The 22,490-nt window shown below is 69.9% G+C and carries 23 protein-coding genes and 1 tRNA gene; 16 read left to right on the top strand and 8 right to left on the bottom strand.

The genetic code is table 11. The features are described 5' to 3' along the window. The first annotated feature begins 13 nt into the window (after nt 1-13). From G328_RS0105695 to G328_RS0105685, 3 genes are read left to right on the top strand one after another with little or no spacing between them, the layout of a single operon-like run. A complete protein-coding gene (locus G328_RS0105695) occupies nt 14-2,059 on the top strand; it encodes a bifunctional rhamnulose-1-phosphate aldolase/short-chain dehydrogenase (protein WP_019618380.1) in 2,046 nt (681 codons plus the stop codon). Between the two features lie 11 nt (nt 2,060-2,070). After that, on the top strand, nt 2,071-3,501 hold the full coding sequence (locus tag G328_RS0105690; protein ID WP_019618379.1) for a rhamnulokinase: 1,431 nt from the start codon (nt 2,071-2,073) through the stop codon (nt 3,499-3,501). 58 nt (nt 3,502-3,559) lie between these two features. After that, a complete protein-coding gene (locus G328_RS0105685) occupies nt 3,560-4,123 on the top strand; it encodes a DJ-1/PfpI family protein (protein ID WP_019618378.1) in 564 nt (187 codons plus the stop codon). 194 nt (nt 4,124-4,317) lie between these two features. Here the strand turns inward: G328_RS0105685 and G328_RS0105680 are convergent, their stop codons facing one another. The 3 genes from G328_RS0105680 to G328_RS0105670 all read right to left on the bottom strand — a co-directional run bounded on the left by G328_RS0105680 (nt 4,318) and on the right by G328_RS0105670 (nt 6,215). Continuing rightward, complete coding sequence (locus G328_RS0105680; RefSeq protein WP_019618377.1) at nt 4,318-4,821, bottom strand: nuclear transport factor 2 family protein; 504 nt, start codon at nt 4,819-4,821, stop codon at nt 4,318-4,320. Nucleotides 4,822-4,836: 15 nt separating this feature from the next. Continuing rightward, nucleotides 4,837-5,631: an SDR family oxidoreductase gene (locus G328_RS0105675; RefSeq protein ID WP_019618376.1), complete on the bottom strand. Its 795-nt coding sequence runs from the start codon at nt 5,629-5,631 to the stop codon at nt 4,837-4,839. Between the two features lie 83 nt (nt 5,632-5,714). Continuing rightward, nucleotides 5,715-6,215, bottom strand: coding sequence for a VOC family protein (locus G328_RS0105670; RefSeq protein WP_019618375.1), 501 nt, complete (start codon nt 6,213-6,215; stop codon nt 5,715-5,717). 50 nt (nt 6,216-6,265) lie between these two features. Here G328_RS0105670 and G328_RS0105665 point away from each other — a divergent pair, with 50 nt between their 5' ends. Beyond that, nucleotides 6,266-7,075: a helix-turn-helix domain-containing protein gene (locus tag G328_RS0105665; protein WP_019618374.1), complete on the top strand. Its 810-nt coding sequence runs from the start codon at nt 6,266-6,268 to the stop codon at nt 7,073-7,075. An 81-nt stretch (nt 7,076-7,156) separates the two neighbouring features. Here the strand turns inward: G328_RS0105665 and G328_RS0105660 are convergent, their stop codons facing one another. After that, nucleotides 7,157-7,501, bottom strand: coding sequence for a carboxymuconolactone decarboxylase family protein (locus G328_RS0105660; RefSeq protein WP_019618373.1), 345 nt, complete (start codon nt 7,499-7,501; stop codon nt 7,157-7,159). Between the two features lie 188 nt (nt 7,502-7,689). Here G328_RS0105660 and otnK point away from each other — a divergent pair, with 188 nt between their 5' ends. The 7 genes from otnK to G328_RS0105625 all read left to right on the top strand — a co-directional run bounded on the left by otnK (nt 7,690) and on the right by G328_RS0105625 (nt 15,266). Further along, nucleotides 7,690-8,976, top strand: a complete 1,287-nt coding sequence (gene otnK / locus G328_RS0105655; protein ID WP_019618372.1) for a 3-oxo-tetronate kinase — start codon at nt 7,690-7,692, stop codon at nt 8,974-8,976. Continuing rightward, the gene (otnI, locus tag G328_RS0105650) at nt 8,976-9,767 is read left to right on the top strand and encodes a 2-oxo-tetronate isomerase (RefSeq protein ID WP_019618371.1); all 792 of its coding nucleotides are present in this window, start codon (nt 8,976-8,978) and stop codon (nt 9,765-9,767) included. The genes otnK and otnI overlap by 1 nt, the downstream gene beginning before the upstream one ends. Beyond that, a complete protein-coding gene (locus G328_RS0105645) occupies nt 9,764-10,537 on the top strand; it encodes a DeoR/GlpR family DNA-binding transcription regulator (RefSeq protein ID WP_019618370.1) in 774 nt (257 codons plus the stop codon). Before otnI ends, G328_RS0105645 begins: the two co-directional genes overlap by 4 nt. Before the next feature lie 65 nt (nt 10,538-10,602). Then, nucleotides 10,603-11,568, top strand: coding sequence for a D-erythronate dehydrogenase (denD, locus tag G328_RS0105640; RefSeq protein WP_019618369.1), 966 nt, complete (start codon nt 10,603-10,605; stop codon nt 11,566-11,568). Between the two features lie 22 nt (nt 11,569-11,590). Then, nucleotides 11,591-13,051 carry a GntP family permease gene (locus G328_RS0105635; protein ID WP_019618368.1) on the top strand — a complete coding sequence of 487 codons (1,461 nt, stop codon included), beginning with the start codon at nt 11,591-11,593 and terminating at the stop codon, nt 13,049-13,051. A 30-nt stretch (nt 13,052-13,081) separates the two neighbouring features. Continuing rightward, on the top strand, nt 13,082-13,702 hold the full coding sequence (locus G328_RS0105630; protein WP_019618367.1) for a class II aldolase/adducin family protein: 621 nt from the start codon (nt 13,082-13,084) through the stop codon (nt 13,700-13,702). Nucleotides 13,703-13,820: 118 nt separating this feature from the next. Continuing rightward, the gene (locus G328_RS0105625) at nt 13,821-15,266 is read left to right on the top strand and encodes an L-serine ammonia-lyase (protein ID WP_083919560.1); all 1,446 of its coding nucleotides are present in this window, start codon (nt 13,821-13,823) and stop codon (nt 15,264-15,266) included. 268 nt (nt 15,267-15,534) lie between these two features. On the opposite strand, the gene G328_RS0105620 is transcribed toward G328_RS0105625, so the two are convergent. Continuing rightward, a tRNA-Gly gene (locus G328_RS0105620) sits at nt 15,535-15,608 on the bottom strand. 145 nt (nt 15,609-15,753) lie between these two features. On the opposite strand from G328_RS0105620, the gene G328_RS0105615 reads away from it, so the two are divergent. The 5 genes from G328_RS0105615 (at nt 15,754) to G328_RS0105595 (ending at nt 19,680) form a co-directional block, all read left to right on the top strand. Next, nucleotides 15,754-16,260: a ferritin gene (locus tag G328_RS0105615; RefSeq protein ID WP_019618365.1), complete on the top strand. Its 507-nt coding sequence runs from the start codon at nt 15,754-15,756 to the stop codon at nt 16,258-16,260. A gap of 98 nt (nt 16,261-16,358) precedes the next feature. Next, nucleotides 16,359-16,964, top strand: coding sequence for a dCTP deaminase (gene dcd, locus G328_RS0105610; protein ID WP_019618364.1), 606 nt, complete (start codon nt 16,359-16,361; stop codon nt 16,962-16,964). Continuing rightward, the gene (locus G328_RS0105605) at nt 16,942-18,066 is read left to right on the top strand and encodes a serine hydrolase domain-containing protein (RefSeq protein ID WP_019618363.1); all 1,125 of its coding nucleotides are present in this window, start codon (nt 16,942-16,944) and stop codon (nt 18,064-18,066) included. The genes dcd and G328_RS0105605 overlap by 23 nt, the downstream gene beginning before the upstream one ends. 53 nt (nt 18,067-18,119) lie before the next feature. Further along, nucleotides 18,120-19,277 (top strand): VIT1/CCC1 transporter family protein, encoded by a 1,158-nt coding sequence (locus G328_RS0105600; RefSeq protein ID WP_019618362.1) that lies wholly within the window; start codon nt 18,120-18,122, stop codon nt 19,275-19,277. A gap of 10 nt (nt 19,278-19,287) precedes the next feature. Then, nucleotides 19,288-19,680 carry an RNA-binding S4 domain-containing protein gene (locus tag G328_RS0105595; protein WP_019618361.1) on the top strand — a complete coding sequence of 131 codons (393 nt, stop codon included), beginning with the start codon at nt 19,288-19,290 and terminating at the stop codon, nt 19,678-19,680. A gap of 11 nt (nt 19,681-19,691) precedes the next feature. Here G328_RS0105595 and G328_RS14390 read toward each other — a convergent pair whose 3' ends face one another. Genes G328_RS14390 through G328_RS15765 form a run of 3 tightly spaced genes read right to left on the bottom strand, consistent with a single transcriptional unit; the run spans nt 19,692 to nt 22,472 of the window. Continuing rightward, nucleotides 19,692-20,426 (bottom strand): DUF4333 domain-containing protein, encoded by a 735-nt coding sequence (locus G328_RS14390; protein ID WP_019618360.1) that lies wholly within the window; start codon nt 20,424-20,426, stop codon nt 19,692-19,694. 19 nt (nt 20,427-20,445) lie between these two features. Further along, nucleotides 20,446-21,387 carry a hypothetical protein gene (locus G328_RS0105585; protein ID WP_019618359.1) on the bottom strand — a complete coding sequence of 314 codons (942 nt, stop codon included), beginning with the start codon at nt 21,385-21,387 and terminating at the stop codon, nt 20,446-20,448. 5 nt (nt 21,388-21,392) lie between these two features. Then, complete coding sequence (locus G328_RS15765) at nt 21,393-22,472, bottom strand: trypsin-like serine peptidase (RefSeq protein ID WP_019618358.1); 1,080 nt, start codon at nt 22,470-22,472, stop codon at nt 21,393-21,395. Nucleotides 22,473-22,490 lie beyond the last annotated feature (18 nt).

The raw sequence follows: 22,490 nt of genomic DNA, 5'->3' as shown, positions 1-22,490 counted from the left end.
AGATGACCCTCGCATGACTACTCCCACGAACCCGGCCGCGGCCGACCTCATCGCCCGCTCGAGGCGGCTCGGGGCGGATGCACGCAACACGAACTTCGCCGGCGGCAACACCTCGGCGAAGGGCCGCGACACCGACCCCGTCACGGGCGACGAGGTCGACCTGCTCTGGGTGAAGGGCTCGGGCGGCGACCTCGGCACGCTCGAGGCCGCAGGCCTCGCCGTGCTCCGACTCGACCGCGTGCGCGGGCTGCGCGACGTGTATCCGGGGGTCGACCGCGAAGACGAGATGGTCGCCGCGTTCGACTACTGCCTGCACGGCCGCGGGGGAGCGGCGCCCTCGATCGACACCGCGATGCACGCGCTCGTCGACGCCGCGCATGTCGACCACCTGCACCCCGACTCGGGCATCGCGATCGCGACCGCCGCCGACGGCGAGGCGCTCACCGCGAAGATCTTCGGCGACCGCGTCGTGTGGGTGCCGTGGCGCCGCCCCGGGTTCCAGCTCGGGCTCGACATCGCGGCGATCAAGGAGGCGAACCCCGAGGCGATCGGCTGCATTCTCGGCGGGCACGGCATCACCGCGTGGGGCGACACCTCTGACGAGGCCGAGGAGCACTCTCTCTGGATCATCCGCACTGCCGAGGAGTACATCGCCGCGAACGGCGCGGCCGAACCCTTCGGCGCCGTCGTGCCCGGCTACGAGCCGCTGCCCGAGGGCGAGCGCCGTGCGCGCGCCGCCGCGCTCGCGGGCGTGATTCGCGGCATCGCCTCGGCCGACAAGCCCATGGTGGGCCACTACACCGACTCCGAGGAGGTGCTCGACTTCCTCCAGCGCGAGAAGCTCGCGCCCCTCGCCGAGCTCGGCACCAGCTGCCCCGACCACTTCCTGCGCACCAAGGTGAAGCCGCTCGTGCTCGACTTGCCGGCCACCGCATCCGTCGAGGAGCAGACCGCGCGCCTGCGCGAGCTGCACGAGGCCTACCGCGCCGACTACGCCGCCTACTACGAGCGCTACGCCGACGAGGCGTCGCCCGCGATGCGCGGGGCCGACCCGCTCATCGTGCTCGTGCCGGGCGTCGGCATGTTCTCGTACGGCGCCGACAAGCAGACGGCGCGCGTCGCGGGCGAGTTCTACGTCAACGCGATCAACGTGATGCGCGGCGCCGAGGCGCTGTCGACGTACCAGCCGATCGACGAGTCCGAGAAGTTCCGCATCGAGTACTGGGCGCTCGAAGAGGCGAAGCTGCAGCGGCGGCCGAAGCCGCGCTCGCACCAGGGGCGCATCGCGCTCGTGACCGGCGCCGCTTCGGGCATTGGCAAGGCGGTTGCGACCCGCCTCGCCCGCGAGGGCGCCTGCGTCGTGATCGCCGACCTCGACCTCGCGAAGGCGCAGGCCGCCGCGGCCGAGCTCGGCTCGACCGACGTCGCGGTCGGCGTCGCGGCCGACGTCTCGAACGAGGCAGCGGTGCAGGCGGCGGTCGACGCCGCAGTGCTCGCGTTCGGCGGGCTCGACCTCATCGTGAACAACGCGGGGCTCTCGCTCTCGAAGCCGCTGCTCGAAACGACCGAGCGCGACTGGGACCTCCAGCACAACGTCATGGCGAAGGGCTCATTCCTCGTCTCGAAGGCGGCCGCGCGCGTGCTCATAGACCAGGGCCTCGGCGGCGACATCGTCTACATCGCCTCGAAGAACTCGGTGTTCGCGGGCCCGAACAACATCGCCTACTCGGCGACGAAGGCCGACCAGGCGCACCAGGTGCGGCTGCTCGCGGTCGAGCTCGGCGAGCACGGCGTGCGCGTGAATGGCATCAACCCCGACGGCGTCGTGCGCGGCTCGGGCATCTTCGCGGGCGGCTGGGGCGCGCAGCGCGCCGCGACCTACGGCGTCGCCGAGGAAGACCTCGGGCAGTTCTACGCGAACCGCACGATCCTCAAGCGCGAGGTCGTGCCCGAGAACATCGCCGACGCCGTCTACGTGCTCACGGGCCCCGAGCTCTCGCGCACGACGGGCGTGCATCTGCCGGTCGACTCGGGCGTCGCCGCCGCGTTCCTGCGATAGGCCGTTTCGTGATGACGTCTGACGCCGTGCGGGTCGCCGCCGTCGACCTCGGGGCGACCTCGGGCCGGGTGATTCTCGGCGAGGTCGGCCAGGGCGAGGTGCGGATGCGGCAGGTCGCGCGGTTCCCGAACGGGCCCGTCGCGCTCGCCGACGGGCTGCACTGGAACGTCGTCGAGCTCTACCGCAGCGTGCTCGCCGGGCTCCGTGAGGTCGACGAGGTCGCCGCGATCGGCATCGACTCGTGGGCCGTCGACTACGCGCTGCTGCGGCGCGGCACGATGCTCGGGGTGCCGTTCCACTACCGCGACGAGCGGAACGCGCGGGCGGCCGAGGCGCTGCACGCGCGCATCCCGTTCGCCGAGCTCTACGCCAGAAACGGCCTGCAGTACCTGCCGTTCAACACCGTCTATCAGTTCGCGGCCGAGGTCGCGGCGGGCGGGGCGATCGAGGTCGCCGACCGGGCCCTGCTCATTCCCGACCTGCTCGCGTTCTGGCTCACGGGCGCCGAGGTCGCCGAGCGCACGAACGCCTCGACGACGGGGCTCCTCGGGCTCGGCGGCGAGTGGGATCTCGAGCTCGCGGGCCGCGTCGGTGTGCCGGCCGGGCTGCTGCCGCCCCTCGTCGACCCCGGCGACGAGATCGGCGTCGTGCGCGGCGAGGCCGCCTCGGCCACGGGGCTCGGCGGGGTGCCCGTGCTTGCCGTCGGGTCGCACGACACCGCGTCGGCCGTGGTCGGTGTGCCGATGACCGACCCCGACGTCGCGTTTATCAGCTGCGGCACGTGGGGGCTCGTCGGCGTCGAGCTCGCCGCGCCGCTCGTCACCGACTCCGCGCGCGAGGCGAACTTCACGAACGAGCGCGGGGTCGACGGGCGCACGCGGTTCCTCAAGAACGTCATGGGGCTCTGGGTGCTCTCCGAAACCGTGCGCGAGTGGGAGCGCGAGGGCGAACCCGTCGACCTCACGACCCTGCTTGCCGCGGCGCGCGACGTGACGGCGCCGCAACCCGTGTTCGACGTCGCCGACCCCGTGTTCGCGGCGCCCGGGGATATGGCGACGCGTATCCGCGCCTGGCTGTCGGAGCGCGCGATGCCCGTGCCTGCCACCCGGGCCGAGCTCGCGCGAAGCATCGTCGAGTCGCTCGCCGCCGCGTTCGCCGAGGCCGTGCGGTTGGCCGCCGAGGTGTCGGGCGTGCGGGTGCGCGCCGTGCACCTCGTCGGGGGCGGCTCGCTCAACGAACTGCTGTGCCAGCTCACCGCCGACCGGGCCGGGCTGCCGGTGATCGCGGGGCCGGTCGAGGCGACCGCGCTCGGCAACGTCGTCGTTCAGGCGCGCGCGCTCGGGGCCGTGTCGGGCTCACTCGAGTCGCTGCGGGCGCTCATCGCCGGGTCGGTCGAGCTGCGGCGGTACGAGCCGCGGGTGGGTGATTCGGCGGCCGTGTAGGTTGCGGGCGCATACTGGCAGGGCTGGGAACTCAGCACCGTCTAGTGAGGAGACTGCAATGTCGAAAGTCCTGATCATCGCCGGCGATTTTTCCGAGACCCTCGAAGTGTTCTACCCCTACGAGCGACTGCGTGAGGAGGGCTACGAGCCCGTCATCGCGTCGCTCGAGAAGAAGCGGCTGCAGTTCGTCGTGCACGACTTCGAGCCCGGCTACTTCTCGTTCACCGAGAAGCCCGGTCACGGTTGGGACGCCGACATCGCCGTCGCTGACGTCGACCCCGCCGACTACGTCGCGCTCGTGATCCCCGGTGGCCGTGCGCCCGAGTACCTGCGCAACAACGCCGACGTGCAGCGCATCGTCAAGCACTTCTTCGGCGAGGATGCGCCGGTCGCCTCGACCTGCCACGGACCGCTCATTCTCGCGAAGTCGGGCGTGCTCTCGGGCCGCACGTCGTCGGGATTCCCCGAGGTCGCGCCCGACATCGAGTCGGGCGGCGCGACGTATCAGGCCGGCGAGGCCGTCGTCGACGGCAACCTCGTCACGTCCCGCGCCTGGAACGACAACGGCCCCTGGTTCGGCGAGTTCATCAAGCTGCTGCGCGAAAAGGCCCCGCTCGCGTAGCGCGCCCGCCTTCCACGGGGCCCGCGCCTCCGCTGGCCCCGCCCCGCGCCTCCGCTGGCCCCGCCTATCCGGAGGCGTCCATCCCACCCGCACCCACTTCCGCGAACTGACGGCAATTTACGTGTTTCGACGCGGATTCCTTGCGAATTGCCGTCAGTTTGCGGGGGTTGGATGAGCGGTTGGGCGGGCGCGCGCTACGCCGTCGTGTACCAGCTCGAGGCGAGGGTGTAGCGGATGTTCTCAACGTCGGCCGCGTCGTAGGGCAGGTACTCGACGACGCGGTTCTTCAGCGCGAGCTCGCGACGGGCGATGCGCCAGCCTGCCCCGGTGCGCACGAGATCATCGACGTAGATGCCGCCGGCACGGATGTGCTTGAACACCTCGGGGTCGTCGGTCGTCTGCAGTGTGACCCAGAGCACCTCGGTGACGGTGTGCGCGGTGTCGCCGTCGATTTCGAAGCGGGTGTTGCCGTTGACGTGCTGCCCCGAGAGGCGGGTCGAGTCGTTCTGCCCGCTCAGCGCATCCTGCAGCGACTGGGGCGTGTAGTGGGTGTCGCGGTCGATGAGCACGATGTCGGCGTCGGGCGTGAACGCATCGGCAAGGATGCCCCACTCGCGCTGGTCGAGCGCGTGCGAGTAGGCGTTGATCGCGTCGAGAATTTCGGCGCGGTCGAGGAGATCCTGGGTGGTGAGCGTCATGGGAGTCCTATCTGCCTAGCCCCACTTAGTGGTGGAGCCGGCGTCGATCGTGAGGTTCGTGCCCGTGATGTAGCGGGCTTCGTCGCTTGCGAGGAAGAGCACGGCGTTCGCGACGTCGACGGGCTCGATCCAGGGCACGTCGAGCAGCTTGCCCGCACTGAATGCCTCGATGACATCGTCGGGGGTCGGATGCTCGAGGTCGGGGCGAAACCGGCGCAGGTTCGCGTCGTTCAAGACCAGGTCGGTGCCGACGGCGGTGGGATGCGTCGTGTTCACGCGGCCGCCGAACGGCCCTAGCTCGTGCGCCCACACCTTCGCGAGCCCCACGAGCGCCGTTTTCGCCGCCGTGTACGCGCTCGTGTTCGCGCCGCCGCGGATGCCCGCGGTCGACGACGCGAGCACGACGCTCGAGCCGCGCGGATTCTGCTTCAGCGCCGGGAACACCGCCTTCGCGGTGCGCCACACGCCCGACAGGTCGATGTCGATGACGGTGTTCCAGGTCGCCTCGTCGAGGTCTTCGGCGGGCGCCTCGGGCAGCAGCACGCCTGCGTTCGCGAACAGCACGTCGATACGGCCGAATCGCTCGAGCGTTGCCGAGACCGCCGCATCCAGCGACGCCTGGTCGCGCACGTCGGCGGTGAGCGGCAGCAGGTGGTCGAATGCTTCGGGTGGCGTCAGGTCGACGGCCGCGACCTCCGCGCCCTCCTCGATGAAGCGCGCCGCTGTGGCCGCGCCGATGCCCGCGCCGGCGCCCGTGATGAATGCGATCTTGCCCTCGAGCCGCCCGGGGCGCGCGTTGTCGTTACTCACGCATCCAGTTCACGCGCTCGCGCGGCCGCACTCAACTTCCGAGTCGCCGCGTGACGCGTGCGCGGGCCGCGGGCGCACGCGGGTTACCCCTGGCTCGCGAGCCACTCCTTGACCCGGGCGTCGGACTCGGCGTCGCTGAGGTCCTCGACCCGCGTCATCACCGACCAGCGGATCCCGAACGGGTCGCGGATGCTCGCAAACCGGTCGCCCGACACGAACTCGGCCACCGGCTCGCGCACCACCGCGCCCGCCGCGACTGCCCGCTCGACCACCGCATCCACGTCGGGGCAGTACAGCGCGAGCGAGAAGGCGACGTCGTCGCTGTCGAGGTTCGGCGCGACGAGGTGATAGTCGGGCACGGCCGCGCCGAGCTGCAGTCGACCGTTGCCGAAGTCGAGCTCGGCGTGCACGATCACATCGCCCGCCGCCGACGAGTTGATGCAGGTCGCCCCGAAGACGCGCTGGTAGAAGTCGAGGGCGTCGCCCGGCCGTTCGAGCGCGAGGAACGGAGTGATGCTTGAGTAGCCGTGGGGCCGTCCGTTGGTGGTGTGGGCGCCCGATGCGGGCTGTGCTGCGTTCGTCATGGGTGCGACATTAGGCGGGGTGGCTCACCCGCGGCTTGTACATTCGTGCCATGAGCGACGACGCGAATCGGGGCACGCTGTATCCGGCGTTACTGCCGGGAGATTTTCGCCGCGTTCCTGCTACCGGCGCCGCGGCCGAGCTTGTGACCTGGTGGTGGCTCACGCGCTGGGACCTCCCGGAGGGCGAGGTGTCGCGGCAGCGCGTCCTTGCGTATCCGACCACGAATCTCGTCGTCGAGGATGCGCTCGTCGGCTTCGCGGGACCGACCACCGAGGCGTCGCATCGCGATCTCACGGGCGCCGGGTGGGCGATCGGTGCGCGGCTGCGGCCCGCCGCCGTCCCCGCGTTCACTGCCGAGCCCGCGGCGCTTCGGGACCGCTATGTCGAGCTGACGGAGCCGGAGCTGCAGGCGGTGGTCGCGGGCCGGGTCGCGGCTGCGGGTGTCGAGGCGGGTGTCGAGGCGGTTGCCTCGTGGCTCGTCGCGCGTGTCGGGGAGGTGCCCGACGAGGCGCGCGTCGCGAACGCCGTCGCCGACCACTTCGAGTCGGCGCTACGCGTGGGCACGCTGGTCGACACTGCAGAGGCCCTCGTGATCTCGGTGCGCACGCTCCACCGCATCACGACGAAGTACATCGGGCTCACGCCGCACGCGATGTTGCGGCGGCGCCGGCTGCAGGATGCCGCGCACCTGCTGCGAACCGACCTCGCCGTGTCGGTCTCGACGGTCGCTGCAGAGTTCGGATTCGCGGACCAGGCGCACCTCGCCCACGAGTTCCGGCGCGTGCTCGGATACTCGCCGAGCGAGTATCGGCGGTCGCTCGCGCATCCGCCCGGCCTGCGCTCGCCTGGCCCGCGCTAACCCCACCCCTCTTCCGCGAACTGACGGCAATTTGCAGGGTTTCGGGGCGAAACCCTGCAAATTGCCGTCAGTTGGCGAAAGCTAGTGCGTGTGGCCGGCGTCGCCCGCGAGCTTGAACGCGAGGCGACCGTGCGCGTATCCGCCGCCCGCGCGGATCGCGGTCGCGACCCAGGCGGCCTCGGCAAGCTCGGCCTCGGAGGCCCCGGCCTTCACGGCGTTCTGCGAGTGGGCGTCGATGCAGTAGACGCACTGCGTCGTGATGCCGACCGCGAGGGCGATGAGCTCGCGGAACTTCAGCGGAATCTCGCGACCCTCCTTCGCGAAGACGGCGGCGTCGAACTCGCCAAACTTCTTGAGGATGTCGGGCGTGTGCTCCTTGTACACCTTCGTGTAGTCGCGGTCGTTGCGGTCAAAATACTCGGTCATGTTGTACCTCCTACTCGCAACGTAACGAGCGCGTCGGGGCGCGACTTCCCCGCGCGTAGCCCAGCGTCACATAGCCGGAGGGGTGACCGGAGCGCGTCCGAGTGCTATCTTGTGAATATATGTGAAATGGTGGTGCATTTTGATGTGCCCTGTGTCAATCAACCTGTGTCAATCAACGAGGAGGGCACGTGGCTCTACAGATCGGAGTCATCGCCGACGACTTCACCGGCGCGACCGACATTGCCGGTTTCCTGGTCGAGGGTGGTTTGCGCACCGCGCAGCTCAACGGCGTTCCCACCAACCCGCTCCCCGACGTCGACGCCATCGTGATCAGCCTGAAGAGTCGCTCGATCGCCCCGGCCGACGCGGTGGCGCAGTCACTCGCCGCACACCGGGCGCTCCACGACGCCGGCGCCGAGCGCATCATCTTCAAGTACTGCTCGACCTTCGACAGCACGCCCGAGGGCAACATCGGCCCCGTGACCGACGCCCTCATGCACGCGACCGGCGCCGACATCACGGTCGTCAGCCCGGCGCTGCCGGTGAACGGCCGCACCGTCTACAACGGCTACCTCTTCGTCAACGGCGTGCCGCTCGACGAGTCGGGCATGCGCAACCACCCCGTGACGCCGATGACCGACGCGAGCCTCGTGCGCCTCATGGAGGGGCAGTCGGAGGGCAAGGCGGCGGTGATCCCCGTCACGGTGATCGACCGCGGTGCCGACGCGATTCGCGCGGCCCTGGCGCAGCTGCGCGAGCAGGGCATCCGTTACGCCGTCACCGACACGCTCACGGCCGAGCACCTCACCGCGATTGGCGAGGCGACGAGCGAGCTGCCGCTCGTGACCGGCGGCTCGGGCATCGGCGGCGGCCTCGCACGGGTACTGACCGGCACGGATGCGGCGGGCACGAGCGCGGCGAACGACTGGGTTCCGCTCGAGGGCCGCGCCGTCGTGTTCTCGGGCTCGGCGAGCGAGATGACGAACAAGCAGGTGGCCGCGTACCGCGAGGTCGCGCCGTCGCTCGCCGTCGACGTCGACCGCCTGCTCACCGAGGCGGCCGCCGACGAGACGGCCTACCGCGACGAGGTACGCACCTGGGTGCTCGAGCAGCCGGCCAGCCCGGCGCCGCTCGTTTACGCGACGGCCGACCCCGACACCGTGCGCGGATTGCAGCAGCGCTACGGCGTGGACACGACCTCAGCAACCATCGAGGGGCTGTTCGCCTGGCTCGCGACCGAGCTGCGCGACGCCGGGGTGACGCGTTTCATCGTCGCCGGCGGCGAGACCTCGGGCATCGTCACGACCTCGCTCGGGGTCGAGGGCTTCCACATCGGCCCGCAGATCGCGCCGGGCGTGCCCTGGGTGCGCTCGCTCGACGGCACGCTCGACCTCGCGCTGAAGAGCGGCAACTTCGGCGACGTCGACTTCTTCTCGCGGGCGCAGGCCACCAAAACAGCAGAGGAGTCCCGCTAATGCCGAAGTTCGCCGCCAACCTCTCGATGATGTTCACCGAGCTCGACTTTCTCGACCGCTTCGCCGCTGCCGCCGAAGCAGGCTTCAAGGCCGTCGAGTACCTCTTCCCCTACGAGTGGCCGGCCGAACAGCTGCGCGCCCGCCTCGACGAGCACGGCCTCACCCAGGCGCTGTTCAACGTGTACGCCGGTGACTGGGATGCGGGGGAGCGGGGACTCGCGGCCCTGCCCGGGCGCGACGACGAGTTCCGCGCATCCATTACCCAGGCGCTCGAGTACGCCGAGGCGCTCGACTGCCCGAAGCTGCACCTGATGTCGGGCCGCGGCGTCGACGTCAACGATTCAGACATCCGGGCCCACTACGTCGAGAACGTGCGCTGGGCGGCCGAGCAGGCGGCGGCTGCGGGGCGCCTGCTCGTGCTCGAGCCGCTGAACGCCTACGACAACCCCGGCTACTACGTGCCGAGCGTCGCGCGCGCCGTCGAACTCATCGACGAGATCGACCGCGACAACGTGCGGCTGCAGTTCGACTTCTATCACGCGCAGCTCACCGACGGCGACATCACCAACCTCCTCGCCCGGGTCGCCGACCGCATCGGGCACGTGCAGCTCGCCTCGGTGCCCGCACGCAACGAGCCCGACCGTGGCGAACTCTGCTACCCGTTCGTGCTCGAGGCGCTCGACCGCACGGGCTACGACGGCTGGGTCGGCTGCGAGTACCGCCCCGCGGCGGGCACGACCGAGGGCCTCGGCTGGCTCGACGCCTACGAGAACTGGCAGGGCGAGCGATGATTCCGGTCGAACGACAGCGCACGATTATGCGGCTGCTCACCGAGCGGGGCAGCCTCACGATCGCCGAGCTCGTCGAGGCACTCGACGTCTCGCACATGACCGTGCGCCGCGACATCGCCGCGCTCGAGTCGGCCGGGCGCGTGAGCTCGGTGGCGCGGGGCGTGACCCTGCCGTCACGGCTCTCGCTCGACCTCGCGCACGCCGACAAGGCGGCGCTTCGCCCCGATGAGAAGGCCGCGATTGGCTCGATCGCCGCGACCCTCGTGGGGCCGGGCGACGTCATCTTCCTCGACGCGGGCACGACGACCCTCGAGATCGCGAGGGCGATCGCCACGCGCGACGGCCTCGTCGTGGTCACGAACGACCTCGTCATCGCCCAGTGGCTCGCCGAGCGTTCGACGAACGAGCTTCACCTCGCCGCGGGGCTGATCGACCGGGCCAACCTCTCGGCCGAGGGGCGGGCGACCGCGGATGCGATCCGCGAGTTCAACTTCGACGTCGCGTTCATCTCGACCCCGGCGTTCGACCTGCGCGGCAGCTCGGTGCACACCGAGGCGAAGAACGTCGTGAAGAACGCGGCGGCCGACAACGCCCGTCGCGTCTTCCTCGTCACCGACAGCACGAAGTACGGCCGCGTCATGCCGCTGAAGTCGATCGCCCTCGAGCGCTTTGACGGGGTCGTGACCGACGCCGAGTTGCCCGAGTCGGCTCACGACGCGCTCGTCGAGGCCGGCCTCGACGTGCTCCAGACCTCACCCACCAGCCGCTAGCGCATCCCGCGCGCCGGCGTATCCCGAATTACCCCGCATCAACCCCGCTGAAAGGCCAGCACAGAATGAAAATCATCGTTACCGGTGGCGCCGGATTCCTCGGCAGCCGCGTGATCCGCGAACTGCTTCGCCGGGCCGACGAGGGCTCGCTGCAGGTCGAATTCGACCGCATCGTGTCGCTCGACCTCGCGGAGTCGAAGATCGACGACGCCCGCGTCGAATCGGTCGTCGGTGACATCGGTGACGTCGACCTCCTGCGCGAAACGGTCGGTACCGACACCGCTGGAGTGTTCCACCTCGCCGCGATCCTCTCCGGCGGTTCCGAGGTCGACTTCGACCTCGCGATGCGCGTCAACGTCGATGCGACCCGCGCCCTGCTCGAGGCAGCACGCGCCGGCGGCACCTGCCCCCGCTTCGTCTTCACCTCGTCGCTCGCCGTGTTCGGCGGCGAGATGCCGGCCGTCGTGCCCGAGACCCTCGCGAGCATGCCCGAGTCGACGTACGGCTCGTTCAAGGCGATCGGCGAGCTGCTCGTGAACGAGTACTCGCGCAAGGGCTTCGTCGACGGCCGAGTCTTCCGCCTCCCGACGATCTCGGTTCGCCCCGGCAAGCCGAACTCTGCCGCATCCTCGTTTGCGAGCGGAATCCTGCGCGAACCGCTCAACGGCGAGGCCTCGGTGCTGCCGGTGCCGCAGGACACCCGCATGTGGCTCTCGTCGCCGAACTCCGCGGTCGCGAACCTCGTGCACGGCTTCGACCTCGCGGGCGAGCAGCTCGGCGCGTGGCGCACCGTGAACGTGCCCGGCATCAGCGTCACGGTCGCCGAAATGTTGGATGCGCTGCGCACCGTCGGGGGCGACGACGCCCGCGCGCTCGTCACCGAAGCGCACGACCCTGCGGTCATGGACATCGTCTGCTCGTGGCCCGGCGACTTCGACGTCGCACGACCGCTCGCCCTCGGGTTCATCAAGGACGAGCAGTTCACCGACGTCGTGCGGCAGTACCGCGACGAATTCGTGACCGGCAACTAGGCAGCAACGGAGCTTCCCCCACATGAACATTGCACTCGTTGACGCCCTCGGCGTCTCGCCTTCGGCCCTGCTCGCCGCCACCGAGGCGGAGGCGGCCGTGACGGTCGGCCCGTGGGCATTTGTCGGCCTGGCGGTCGCCATCGCCGTGCTCATTTTCCTCGTGCTGCGCACGAAGATTCACGCGCTGCTCGCCCTCGTGATCGCCGCCTCGATCGCCGGTCTCTCGGCGGGCATGTCGCCCGAAGACACGGTCGGGTCGATCTCCTCCGGCTTCGGCTCGACGCTCGCCACGATCGGTTTCGTGGTCGGGTTCGGCGTCATGATGGGCGCCATCCTCGAGGCGTCCGGCGCCGCCGAGAAGCTCGCGATCACGCTGCTGCGCTGGCTTGGCAAGCGCAAGGAAGAATGGGCGCTCGCGGTGGCCGGCTACATCGTGTCGATCCCGATCTTCGTCGACAGCGCGTTCGTCATCTTGAACCCGCTCGTGAAGGCGCTCTCGCGCAGCGCGGGCCGCTCGGTGCTCACGCTCGGCATCGCGCTCGCCGGTGGCCTCGTGCTCACCCACCACGCCGTGCCGCCGACGCCCGGCCCCCTGGGCGCGGCCGGCATCTTCGACGTGAACATCGGCGAGATGATCCTCTACGGCGTGATCCTCACGATCCCCGCGATCTTCACCGTGACCCTCTACGCGAAGTACATGGGCCCGAAGATCGAGAAGATGATTGAGGTCGACACCGGCTCGAAGCTCAGCGCGGCCGAGGCCGTCAGCGAGTTCAACAACCTGGCCGACGAGCGCGAGAAGGAACTTCCGTCGCTGTTCATGTCGATGCTGCCGATCCTGCTGCCCATCGTGCTCATCTTCGCGAACACCGGCATCAACGCGGTGGCGACCAGCGCGCCCGGCGTGCTGCCCGAGTGGCTCGTGGGCACCGCATCCTTCGTGGGCAACCCGGTCATCGCCGTTGGCCTCGGCGTCATTGCCGCGATCTACGGCCTCACCGTCGGGCAGCAGCGCCAGACCACCCTCGCGACCATGGAGAAGGGCATCGACCAGGCTGGCATCATCCTGCTCGTCACCGGTGCCGGTGGCGCGCTCGGCCAGGTGCTGCGCGACAGCGGCGTGGGCGACGCACTCGGCGAGTTCGTCTCGCAGCTGCCGCTGCCGGCGATCTTGATTCCGTTCGTCATCGCCTCGGCCGTGCGGCTCGTGCAGGGCAGCGGCACCGTCTCGATCATCACCTCGGCCTCGCTCTCGGCGCCGATTCTCGCGACGATGCCCGACGTGAACCTCGCGCTCGCTGCGCAGGCCGCGTGTCTTGGCGCGATGGTGTTCAGCTACTTCAACGACTCGCTCTTCTGGGTCGTCAACCGCATGCTCGGGGTCAAGGAGGTCAAGCACCAGCTGCTGACCTGGTCGGTGCCGACGACGATCGCCTGGGCGACCTGCCTCGTCGCGCTGCTCGTTGCTGACATCTTTGTGTAACCGCGCTCGCCGCAGATAAGGAAACTTCGATTGCGTAACTACGAAACTCGCCAGCAACTCGTGGAGTATGGCGCGAGCCTTTTTGGGCGCGGGTACTCCGTTGGCACCGCTGGCAACCTCAGCGTGCGAGTCGACGGGGGCCTGCTCATGACCCCGACCAACTCATCGCTCGGGCGCCTCAACGCCGGCGAGCTCTCGGAGCTCGATGGCGAGTTTCGGCATGTCGGCGGGGGCAAGCCGAGCAAGGAGGTGCCGATGCACCGTGCGATGTACGAGGCGCGGCCCGATGCGCGGGCGATCGTGCACCTCCACTCGACCTACGTGACGGCGCTGAGCTGCCTGTGGCGCGAGGGCGAGCCGCTCATCCCGCCGCTGACGCCGTACTTCGTGATGCGCGTCGGCCGCGACGTGCCCGTCGTGCCGTACTTCAAGCCCGGCACGACGGATGCGGTGGGCGAGATTCGCGAGGCGGCCACGCGCGCGCCGGCGGTGATTCTTGCCCACCATGGGTCGCTCGTGGCGGGTGCGACGCTCGCCGCGGCCGTCGCGGCCGCGGAAGAGCTTGAAGAGACGGCGCGGCTCGCGCTGCTGCTGCGCGATCGCGACCCGAACGTGCTCGGCCTCGATGACGTCGAGGCCCTGCTGCCGTAGCGAGCCGCCCCCACCTCTTCGCAAACTGACGGCAATTCACGTGCTTTTCGCTGAGAATCTTGCAAATTGCCGTCAGTGAGCGGGGAGGTTCGCCAGCGGCGCTAGATTGCCAACAGCGATGGATACGCCACCCAGTGTTGTGCAGGCGCCCGCGGGCAAGGATGCCGACCGGGCCACGTTTGTGAGCGTGTTTGACCTGTTCAAGATGGGCATCGGGCCCTCGAGCTCCCACACGGTTGGGCCGATGCGGGCTGCCGCAACGTTCGCGAGCGATTTGGCCGGTCGCGGCCTCGTGCCGACGACCGCGCGCCTCGACGTCGAGCTCTTCGGGTCGCTCGCCGCAACGGGAGCAGGCCACGGCACGTTCACGGCCGTGCTGCTCGGCCTCGAGGGGTACCAGCCCGACGAGATCCTCCCGAGCGAGGTTGAGCGGCGGCTCGTCGCGATCGGCGAGTCCGGTGCCGTCGACCTCGCGGGCGAGCGTCCCGTGCCGTGCCGCGTCGACGAGTTCGTGCTGCGCCCGCTCACGATCCTGCCGCGCCACGCGAACGCCATGACCCTCACCGCTCGTGATGCGACTGGCGCGGTGCTGCACTCGGCGACCTACTACTCGGTCGGCGGCGGGTTCGTCGTCGAAGAGGGTGCCGAGGCGGATACGCGGGCGCCGGTCGGCGTGCCGCATCCGTTCGCCTCGGCGCGGCAGTTGCTCGAACTGTGCGACCGTCACAACCTCACGATTGGCGACCTCGTGTTGCGCAACGAGCTCGCGCTGCGCGACCGCGGTGAGATTCGTCGGGACCTGTTGCACATTTGGCAGGTGATGCGCGAGTGTGCCGAGTCGGCGATTTGGCGTGAGGGCGTCCTGCCAGGCGGGCTCGGCGTGCCGCGGCGCGCGGGTGCGTGGGCGGCCCGGCTCGAGCGGGATGATCCGCACCGGGAGCCAGCGTTTTGGCAGGAACATGTCAACCTCGTCGCGCTCGCGGTGAACGAAGAGAACGCGAGCGGAGGCCGGGTGGTGACGGCGCCGACGAACGGGGCGGCCGGCATCATCCCCGCCGTGCTCTACTTCACGCTCGAGTACACGCCCGCCGGCATCGCCGCTGACGTCGACGACGATGCTCGTGCCGACATCGTCGAGCAGTTTCTGCTGACGGCAACCGCGGTCGGCAACCTCTACAAGGCCAACGCGTCGATCTCGGGCGCCGAAGTCGGCTGCCAGGGCGAGGTGGGGTCGGCATCGTCGATGGCGGCGGCTGGCCTTGCGGCGGTGCTCGGCGGCACGCCACGGCAGGTTGAGAACGCGGCCGAGATCGCGATGGAACACAATCTCGGACTCACCTGCGACCCCATCGCGGGACTCGTGCAGATTCCCTGCATCGAGCGCAACGCGATCGCCGCGGCGAAGGCCATCAACGCCGCGAAGATGGCGATGTGGGGCGACGGCACGCACCGCGTCTCGCTCGACGAGGTCATCGCGACGATGCGCGAGACCGGCGCCGACATGAGTCACAAGTACAAAGAGACGGCAATGGGCGGCCTCGCCGTCAACGTCGTCGAGTGCTGAGCTGCTGGCCGGCCTCGCGCCGGTCGCGGGCCGCCGCTCGTCTCGCACCCCACATCCCCCTCCCCGCACCACCATCGCGCCCAGACCCATCGCCAACTGACGGCAATTCGCAAGGTTTTCCGCCGAATCGTTGCGAATTGCCGTCAGTCGGCGGAAGAGGCGTCTGCGGTCTCGAGTTGGCTTGTACCTGGAGGTCCACTGAAGCCCCAAGTGGCTGCGGGGCTACTCGACCCCTCTGGAGAAAGTAGGGGTTGACCGGGGGTTTTCTTGGAGGGGCTGACGGGAATCGAACCCGCGCTGTCTGCTTGGGAAGCAGAAGTTCTACCATTGAACTACAGCCCCGCGGCGCCAAAACTGGCGCTCGAGCAACTCTAGCAAGCATCCGCCCGAGCGAAAACCGGACGGACTCACAAATTTGATTCATTCAAATTAGAGGCAAGGCTTAGCATTCTAGCGGATCCCGATTCGCGGTTCTATCGTTGCGGGTATGAAGATCGACCAGAAGTACGCAGACGCCATCAACGACCAGATCAGCCTCGAATACACGGCATCGCTCGTGTACCGCCAGCTCGCCGCTGACATGGAGGCCATCGACCTCACCGGTTTCGCCCAGTGGTTCTGGGCGCAGGCCGAGGAAGAGGTCGAGCACGCGCAGAAGTTCACGCAGTACCTGCTTGACCGCGACGCGCACCCCGTCATTCAGACCATCGAACTCAGCGGCAACACGGTCGACAACGCCCTCGACGCGTTCAAGGCGTCGCTCGCGCACGAAGAGAAGGTGTCGGAGTCGATCCGCAACCTCTACCGCGTCGCCGACGAGGTGGGCGACATCGACTCGCGCCCGATGCTCCACTGGTTCCTCGACGAGCAGATCGAGGAGGAGTCGACCGTGAGCGAGATCATCGGCCGCCTCGAGCTCCTCGACGGCGACGGCTCGGGCATCCTGAGCCTCGACAAGCAGCTCGGTTCGCGCCCAGTCGAGGCCGCCGAGTAACATCTTCGATCGGGCAGCCAACAGGCACGCCCGCTCAACGTCGCGTCGCCCCCGCAGCCCACCCCGCTGCGGGGGCGACGCCGCGCTACGCTTGCACCATGCTGCTCAGCGACCGCGACATTCGCGCCGGCGTCGACGCCGGCCGCATCGGCCTCGACCCGTGGGACCCGAACGCGGTCCAACCCTCGAGCGTCGACGTGCGCCTCGACCGCTACTTCCGGCTCTTCAACAACCACAACTATCCCTACATCGACCCCGCCGAGGAGCAGCCCGAGCTGACTCACCTCGTCGAGATCGAGCCCGACGCCGCGTTCATCCTGCACCCTGGCGAGTTCGTGCTCGCGTCGACCTTCGAGCAGGTCACGCTCGGCACCGACGTCGCCGCGCGCCTCGAGGGCAAGAGCTCGCTCGGCCGCCTCGGCCTGCTCACGCACTCGACCGCCGGCTTCATCGACCCGGGGTTCCAAGGTCACGTGACCCTCGAGCTGTCGAACGTCGCGACGCTGCCGATCAAGCTCTGGCCCGGCATGAAGATCGGCCAGCTCTGCTTCTTCCAGCTCTCGTCCCCCGCCGACTCCCCGTACGGCTCCGAGAAGTACCAGTCGCGCTACTTCGGCCAGCGCGGCCCGACCGCCTCGCGCTCGTTCCAGAACTTCTCGCGCGTCGACGTTTCGGTGACCGATGCGGGTTCCCGCGGCGACTAACGCGCCGGTAACCGAGCCCCAGTGGCTCGCCCCAGCGGTCGCGCTCGCGCGGCGGCGGGGCGGCCCGGCGCACCTGCTCGTGCGCCGAGGCGGCGAAACGGTGGCGGATGCTCGCCTCGGCGTCGGTCCGCACGCCGCGTTCTGGCCGTTCTCGGTGTCGAAGCTCTGGCTCGCGACCCTCATCTGGACGCTCCACGACGCGGGCGCGCTCGACGTCGACGCGCCGGTCGCCGACTACTGGCCCGACTTCGCGGCGAAGGCGCCGAACGCGCCCGAGAAGCGGGCGATCACGGTGCGTGACGTGCTCCAGCACCGCTCGGGACTGCCGCGCGTCGGCGGCACCTTCGTCGAGGTCGCGACGATGCCGAACTGGCGCGCGGCGACCGGCAACATCGCCCGCGCGGCCCCGAGCCGGATGCCCGCGGGCAACACCCAGCGCCGCCCCAGTTACGAGTGGCTCGCGTGGGGCTTCATCCTCGCCGAGGTCGCGTTCGGGGCAACGGGCATTCGCGACCTGCAGGCGCTGCTCGAGTCGCGCATCCTGACCCCGCTCGGGCTCGATGGCACCTACGCCAGGCTGCCCGCGAGCGAGCGGTGGCGCGCAGTGCCGTTCCGCGCAACCGACCCGACGATGCTCCCGACCCGCGCCGTGCTCGCGTCGCCGCGCGTGCGGCTGGCGACGATTCCGGCGGGCGGCGTGTGGACCGGCGCGAACGACCTCGCAACCCTGCTCGAGCAGTTCGCGCCGCGCCACCGCACCGACAACGCGCTCGGGCTGCGGCCCGCCACGATCGACGGCCTGCTCGCCCCGAGCAACGCGGGCGAGTTCGATCGCTACGCGGGCTCGAAGACGTGGTGGTCGAACGGGTTTCAGCTCGGGCATCCGGGCCCCGGCCTCATGCGTGCCTCGGCGTTCGGCCGGCGCTCGAGCCCGCGCGCCTACGGGCACAACGGCTCGAACACATCGATGGCCTGGCACGACCCCGACCGCGACCTCACGTTCGTCTACCTCAGCGGCATCCTCTCGCCGTTCCCCGCGAACCGGCGTTGGCTCATGCGCCTCGAAGACGCCGTGCTCGCGGGGCACGACCTCGACGCCTGACGTAAACTGGGCGCTTGGTTCGTCGCTCGTCGAGCGGCGACGTGAGGAGCATCGTGCCGCACCGCATCACCACTCGTCCCGACCCCACCCGCGCCGACATTCGCCGGTGGCGCCGCCACCTCGCGAACGAGCGCGCCGAGCAGGCCACGTACCGTGCCCTCGCGAGCAAGCGCCGCGGCGAGGAGCGACGCATCCTGTTGGCGATCGCCGCCGCCGAGGGCCGGCACGAGCAGCACTGGCTCGACAAGCTCGGCGACCACGCGGAGAAGCGCGTGCGCCCCGACTTCCAGACCCGCCTGCTCGCCCTGTTCGCCCGCAGCTTCGGCTCGGTGTTCACGCTCGCGCTCATGCAGAACGCCGAGGCGCGCTCGCCGTACGCCGACGACCCCGACGCGACCGACCAGATGGATGCCGACGAGGCCGTGCACGCCGAGGTCGTGCGCTCGCTCGCGACGCGCTCGCGGGCGCGGATGAGCGGCACGTTCCGCGCGGCGGTGTTCGGCGCGAACGACGGCCTCGTCTCGAACCTGGCGCTCGTGCTCGGCGTCGGAGCGACGGGCGTGCCCGCGGGCTACGTGCTCGCGACGGGCATCTCGGGCCTGCTCGCTGGCGCGCTGTCGATGGCGGCGGGCGAGTACGTCTCGGTGTCGAGCCAGCGCGAGCTGCTGCACGCCTCGACCCCGAACCCCGATACCGACCGCAAGATTCCGGCCCTCGACATGAACGAGAACGAGCTCGCGCTCGTCTACCGGGCACGGGGGATGAGCGCCGACGAGGCGCAGCGAAAGGCGACCGAGACGCTCATCGTGCACGGGCACGGGCCCACCGCGGCGACCGAACTGCCCGAGCCCGCCGAGCCTGCACTCGCCGAGCCCACCGCTGAGCCGGTCGAGCCCGACCCCGCGCCGACGGCCGACGAGTACGAGGAGATCGGCACGCCGATGCGCGCCGCACTCTCGAGCTTCCTCTTCTTCGCGGGCGGCGCCGTGATTCCCGTGCTGCCCTGGATCTTCGGCATGCACGGCACGCCCGCCGTGATTCTCGCGGCGGCCATCGTCGGCCTCGCGCTGCTCGTGACGGGCGGCGTTGTCGGCGTGCTCTCGGGCGCCGCTCCCTGGAAGCGCGCGCTGCGTCAGCTGCTCATCGGCTACGGCGCGGCGGCGGTCACCTACCTGCTCGGCCTCGCGTTTGGCGGGGTTGTGGGCGGATAAGCTGGCCGGCATGGATTCGGTGCGCATCGACGCGTGGGTGTGGGCCGCGAGGCTCGCGAAGACCCGCAGTCAGGCGACCGCGGCCTGCCGTGCCGGGCACGTGAAGCTCAACGGCACGGCGGCGAAGGCGGCCCAGCCCGTACGCGTCGGTGACGAGGTGCGGGTGCGCCTCCACGGCTTCGACCGCGTCTACCGCGTGACGGGGCTCGGGACGCGGCGGGGGAGTGCGGCCGACGCCGCCCGCTACTTCGACGACCTCACGCCGCCGTCGCCGGCGCGCGAGGAGCGCCCCGCGCCGATTCTGCGCGACCGCGGCGCGGGCCGCCCGACAAAGCGAGAGCGCCGGGAGCTCGACCGCCTGCGCGGCCGACTCCCCGGCGACGAGTTCGGCCCGCGCGGCTGAGTTCGCTGCCGCTATTCCGGCGCGCCGACGACGAGCTGGCCCGACTGCGAGCCCTGCGTGACCGTGACGGTCTGCGTGCCGCCCGCGTACTGGAACTCGCACTGGAACGAGTCGCCCTGTTCGACCTTGATCCAGTTCGGGCAGTCGACCGAGCGCAGGTCGCTCATGCCGTAGTCGGTGCGGAGTACGTTCGCCACCGCATCCTCGACCGCCTGGTTGTCGAACGAGTTGTAGTTCGTCGCGAGCATGTAGCCCGCGACCGCGCCGACGACGAGCATGATCGGCAGCGCGATGATGAGCCACGGCGTCGCTCGGCTGCCGCGCCGCGGCTTCGCGGGGCGCGAACCGGCCGAGTGCGGCGCCTGCTGCGGCGCGGGGCCGTAGGGCTGCTGGCCGGGCTGCTGACCCGGATGCGCCTGGCCGGGCTGGTGCGAGAACCGCGAGTTCGCGGCCGACGGGCCGAGCTGGCTCGAGAACGACGGCCCGTGCTGGTCGGGATGCTGCGCGATGCGGTCGGCGTGGAGCGACTGCTGCGCGTGCTGCGGGCGCTCGCGGTAGCCGGTCTCGGGCACGCCGTAGGGGCGCTGGGGTTGCTGGGCCTGCGGCTGCTGCTGCGGCTGCGGCGCCGACTGCGCGAGCGGCGGCAGCTTCGGGAACTCGGCCTGCGCCGGCTGCTCGCGGGGCGCATCCTGCTCGCTGGGTGTCTGCTGCTCGCGGGGCTGGTTCTCGTCGTGCGTCTCGTTCATGGTTCCTCGTTTCGCCCTGCTAGACCTCACCGAGCGCTTGCAGGAAGGCGTCGAGCTGCTGCTGTGTCGTGATGCGGTAGACGTCGTCGTCGGGAATGTCGTCGGGGGCCACCGGCTGCATCTCTGACGACGCCTGCTGCGAGGTGATCTCGTAGCCGATCTGGAGCGCGAGCTCGTTGCCGGCCGCGTCGGCGATCACGCCGTTGATCTCGACCTTGTTCACGAGGCCGTCGGCCGTCACCCAGAGGTGCATCGGAATCAGCGTGTCGTTCGTCTCGTCGCTCGAATACTGCTCGAAGCCGCTCGAGATCAGCCCGATCTCGACGAGCGACGCGTACGTCACGGCGGTCGTGAAGTGCTGGCTGCCGTCCTCGGCCCGCGACAGCTCGACGGGGAGCGTGTCGAGCTGCTCGCGCGACGCGTTCCACGCGTCGATGAGCGCGCAGGTGTACGACACGGCGAACAGCTGGCAGACGTTCTCGGGGGTGTTCCGCCGGTCGAGGTCGCCGAGCGGCACCTGCACCCAGCTGTTCCCGTCGCTCACGGTCGCCTTTACCGCGTCGCCGAGCAGGTAGTACGTCGACGGGTCGCCCTCGCGGTGCGACTGGTCGAACGAGTGGCCCTCGACGTTTGTGTGGAGCTGCGACACGTAGCTCTCGCCGTCGACCGAGGTCTCGTACTCCATGTGAATCGCCGTGTCGTTCGACTCGACGTGGTGGTAGCCGACGGCCTGGAACGACGGGAGCGCCGCGATGCCGCTCGTCGTGTCGAGGTTGAGCAGGGCGTCGCCCGCATCCTCGTGGTACGCGAGCTTGTCGTCGTGGTTCGCGACAGCCCAGGGATGCACCTCGCTGTTGATGCCGAAGCCCTGCAGGTTCGTGCAACCGGCGAGCAGCGCCACGGCGATGGCGCCGGCCGCTGCGGCCCGCGCCGAGCGGGCGAGTGTCGTTCGTCGGGTCATCGCGGCTATCCCTGATCGAGGTCGGTGTAGAGATCGAGCGCCGTCTGCCCGAGTACGGGCGTGTTCGCCGTGCCCCGCAGCTCGTCGACCGTCGAGGTCACGCCAACGACGTAGCCCGTGCCGGTCGCGGAGTCGTAGTCGGCGAGCCAGCCACCGCCCGACGACCCCTGCGTCATCGTGCAGTCGTGCGCGTATCCGCCCTGCCAGTTCGAGCTGAACTCGGTCGAGGCGCACATGTACTCCTCGGTGCCGTCGTACGGGTTCGCCGACGGATACCCGACCTGCGTGAGGTAGTCGACGGGGATGCCGAAGGCGATGCCCTGCGCGCCCGTGACCTCCTGAATCGTCTGGCCGTTCTGCTCCTCCATCTTGATGAAGGCGAAGTCGTAGTTCCAGCCCTCCTCAGAGGTGAGCCGGCCCTGGTCGTCGGTGATCGCGTTGTCGATGAACTCCTGCGGCACGACCATCTCGGTCGCGGCCCACGTGCCGTACGGCGCCTCGCGACCGTTATCGCGGTCGCCCGGAATGAAGTACACCGACTGCGCGAGCTTGCCCGAGCCGTCGGTCTCGGCGACGCAGTGCGCGGCCGTTGCGACGATGCTGCCCGACGTCGAGTTCACGACGGTCGCCGAGCAGACGTACGTGTCGCCGCCGTCGAACGTGAAGTAGAGCCGGCCGAACGTCGAGGCGCCGAGCCCGTTGCGGTCGAAGATCTCGGCCTGGGCCACCTCGCCGTAGCCCTGCGGGCTCTGGGGCATCGCCTCGGTGGCGGGCAGGTAGGCGCCCGTCGCCGAGTCGCCGGGCCCCGGCGGCAGACCGTTGTCGGGCGTCTGGAAGTCCATACCCTCGGCGTTGTCGCGGTTCTCGGGGTCGCTCCAGAACTCGTGCGACTCCTGCGGCGTCGCCTCGAACTCCTGGCGCAGGCCCGAGTCGTCGCTGTGCACCTCGGGGAGGAACGGCGAGTACCCGTTGCCCGAGGCCTCGGCGTCTACGTTCGTGACCGCGCATCCGGTCAACGCGGCGACGGCAAACGCGATCGCCGCGGCGAGCGCCGCGCGGCTGCGGAGTCGGCGGGATGCGCGCATGTGGGTCCCTTCTTGCGC

This window comes from [Zimmermannella] faecalis ATCC 13722, assembly GCF_000381765.1.
Taxonomy (GTDB): Bacteria; Actinomycetota; Actinomycetes; order Actinomycetales; family Microbacteriaceae; genus Gulosibacter; species Gulosibacter faecalis.
Note: the sequence above shows the minus strand (reverse complement) of the source record. Positions and strands in the feature narration are given on the sequence as shown.

What these genes read in the sequence shown, in the direction of transcription:
- G328_RS0105695 (WP_019618380.1), top strand. Translation starts at nt 14, where the DNA reads ATGACTACTCCCACGAACCCGGCCGCGGCCGACCTCATCGCCCGCTCG.
- G328_RS0105690 (WP_019618379.1), top strand. Translation starts at nt 2,071, where the DNA reads ATGACGTCTGACGCCGTGCGGGTCGCCGCCGTCGACCTCGGGGCGACC.
- G328_RS0105685 (WP_019618378.1), top strand. Translation starts at nt 3,560, where the DNA reads ATGTCGAAAGTCCTGATCATCGCCGGCGATTTTTCCGAGACCCTCGAA.
- G328_RS0105680 (WP_019618377.1), bottom strand. Translation starts at nt 4,821, where the DNA reads ATGACGCTCACCACCCAGGATCTCCTCGACCGCGCCGAAATTCTCGAC.
- G328_RS0105670 (WP_019618375.1), bottom strand. Translation starts at nt 6,215, where the DNA reads ATGACGAACGCAGCACAGCCCGCATCGGGCGCCCACACCACCAACGGA.
- G328_RS0105665 (WP_019618374.1), top strand. Translation starts at nt 6,266, where the DNA reads ATGAGCGACGACGCGAATCGGGGCACGCTGTATCCGGCGTTACTGCCG.
- G328_RS0105660 (WP_019618373.1), bottom strand. Translation starts at nt 7,501, where the DNA reads ATGACCGAGTATTTTGACCGCAACGACCGCGACTACACGAAGGTGTAC.
- otnI (WP_019618371.1), top strand. Translation starts at nt 8,976, where the DNA reads ATGCCGAAGTTCGCCGCCAACCTCTCGATGATGTTCACCGAGCTCGAC.
- G328_RS0105645 (WP_019618370.1), top strand. Translation starts at nt 9,764, where the DNA reads ATGATTCCGGTCGAACGACAGCGCACGATTATGCGGCTGCTCACCGAG.
- denD (WP_019618369.1), top strand. Translation starts at nt 10,603, where the DNA reads ATGAAAATCATCGTTACCGGTGGCGCCGGATTCCTCGGCAGCCGCGTG.
- G328_RS0105635 (WP_019618368.1), top strand. Translation starts at nt 11,591, where the DNA reads ATGAACATTGCACTCGTTGACGCCCTCGGCGTCTCGCCTTCGGCCCTG.
- G328_RS0105625 (WP_083919560.1), top strand. Translation starts at nt 13,821, where the DNA reads ATGGATACGCCACCCAGTGTTGTGCAGGCGCCCGCGGGCAAGGATGCC.
- G328_RS0105615 (WP_019618365.1), top strand. Translation starts at nt 15,754, where the DNA reads ATGAAGATCGACCAGAAGTACGCAGACGCCATCAACGACCAGATCAGC.
- dcd (WP_019618364.1), top strand. Translation starts at nt 16,359, where the DNA reads ATGCTGCTCAGCGACCGCGACATTCGCGCCGGCGTCGACGCCGGCCGC.
- G328_RS0105605 (WP_019618363.1), top strand. Translation starts at nt 16,942, where the DNA reads ATGCGGGTTCCCGCGGCGACTAACGCGCCGGTAACCGAGCCCCAGTGG.
- G328_RS0105595 (WP_019618361.1), top strand. Translation starts at nt 19,288, where the DNA reads ATGGATTCGGTGCGCATCGACGCGTGGGTGTGGGCCGCGAGGCTCGCG.
- G328_RS14390 (WP_019618360.1), bottom strand. Translation starts at nt 20,426, where the DNA reads ATGAACGAGACGCACGACGAGAACCAGCCCCGCGAGCAGCAGACACCC.
- G328_RS0105585 (WP_019618359.1), bottom strand. Translation starts at nt 21,387, where the DNA reads ATGACCCGACGAACGACACTCGCCCGCTCGGCGCGGGCCGCAGCGGCC.
- G328_RS15765 (WP_019618358.1), bottom strand. Translation starts at nt 22,472, where the DNA reads ATGCGCGCATCCCGCCGACTCCGCAGCCGCGCGGCGCTCGCCGCGGCG.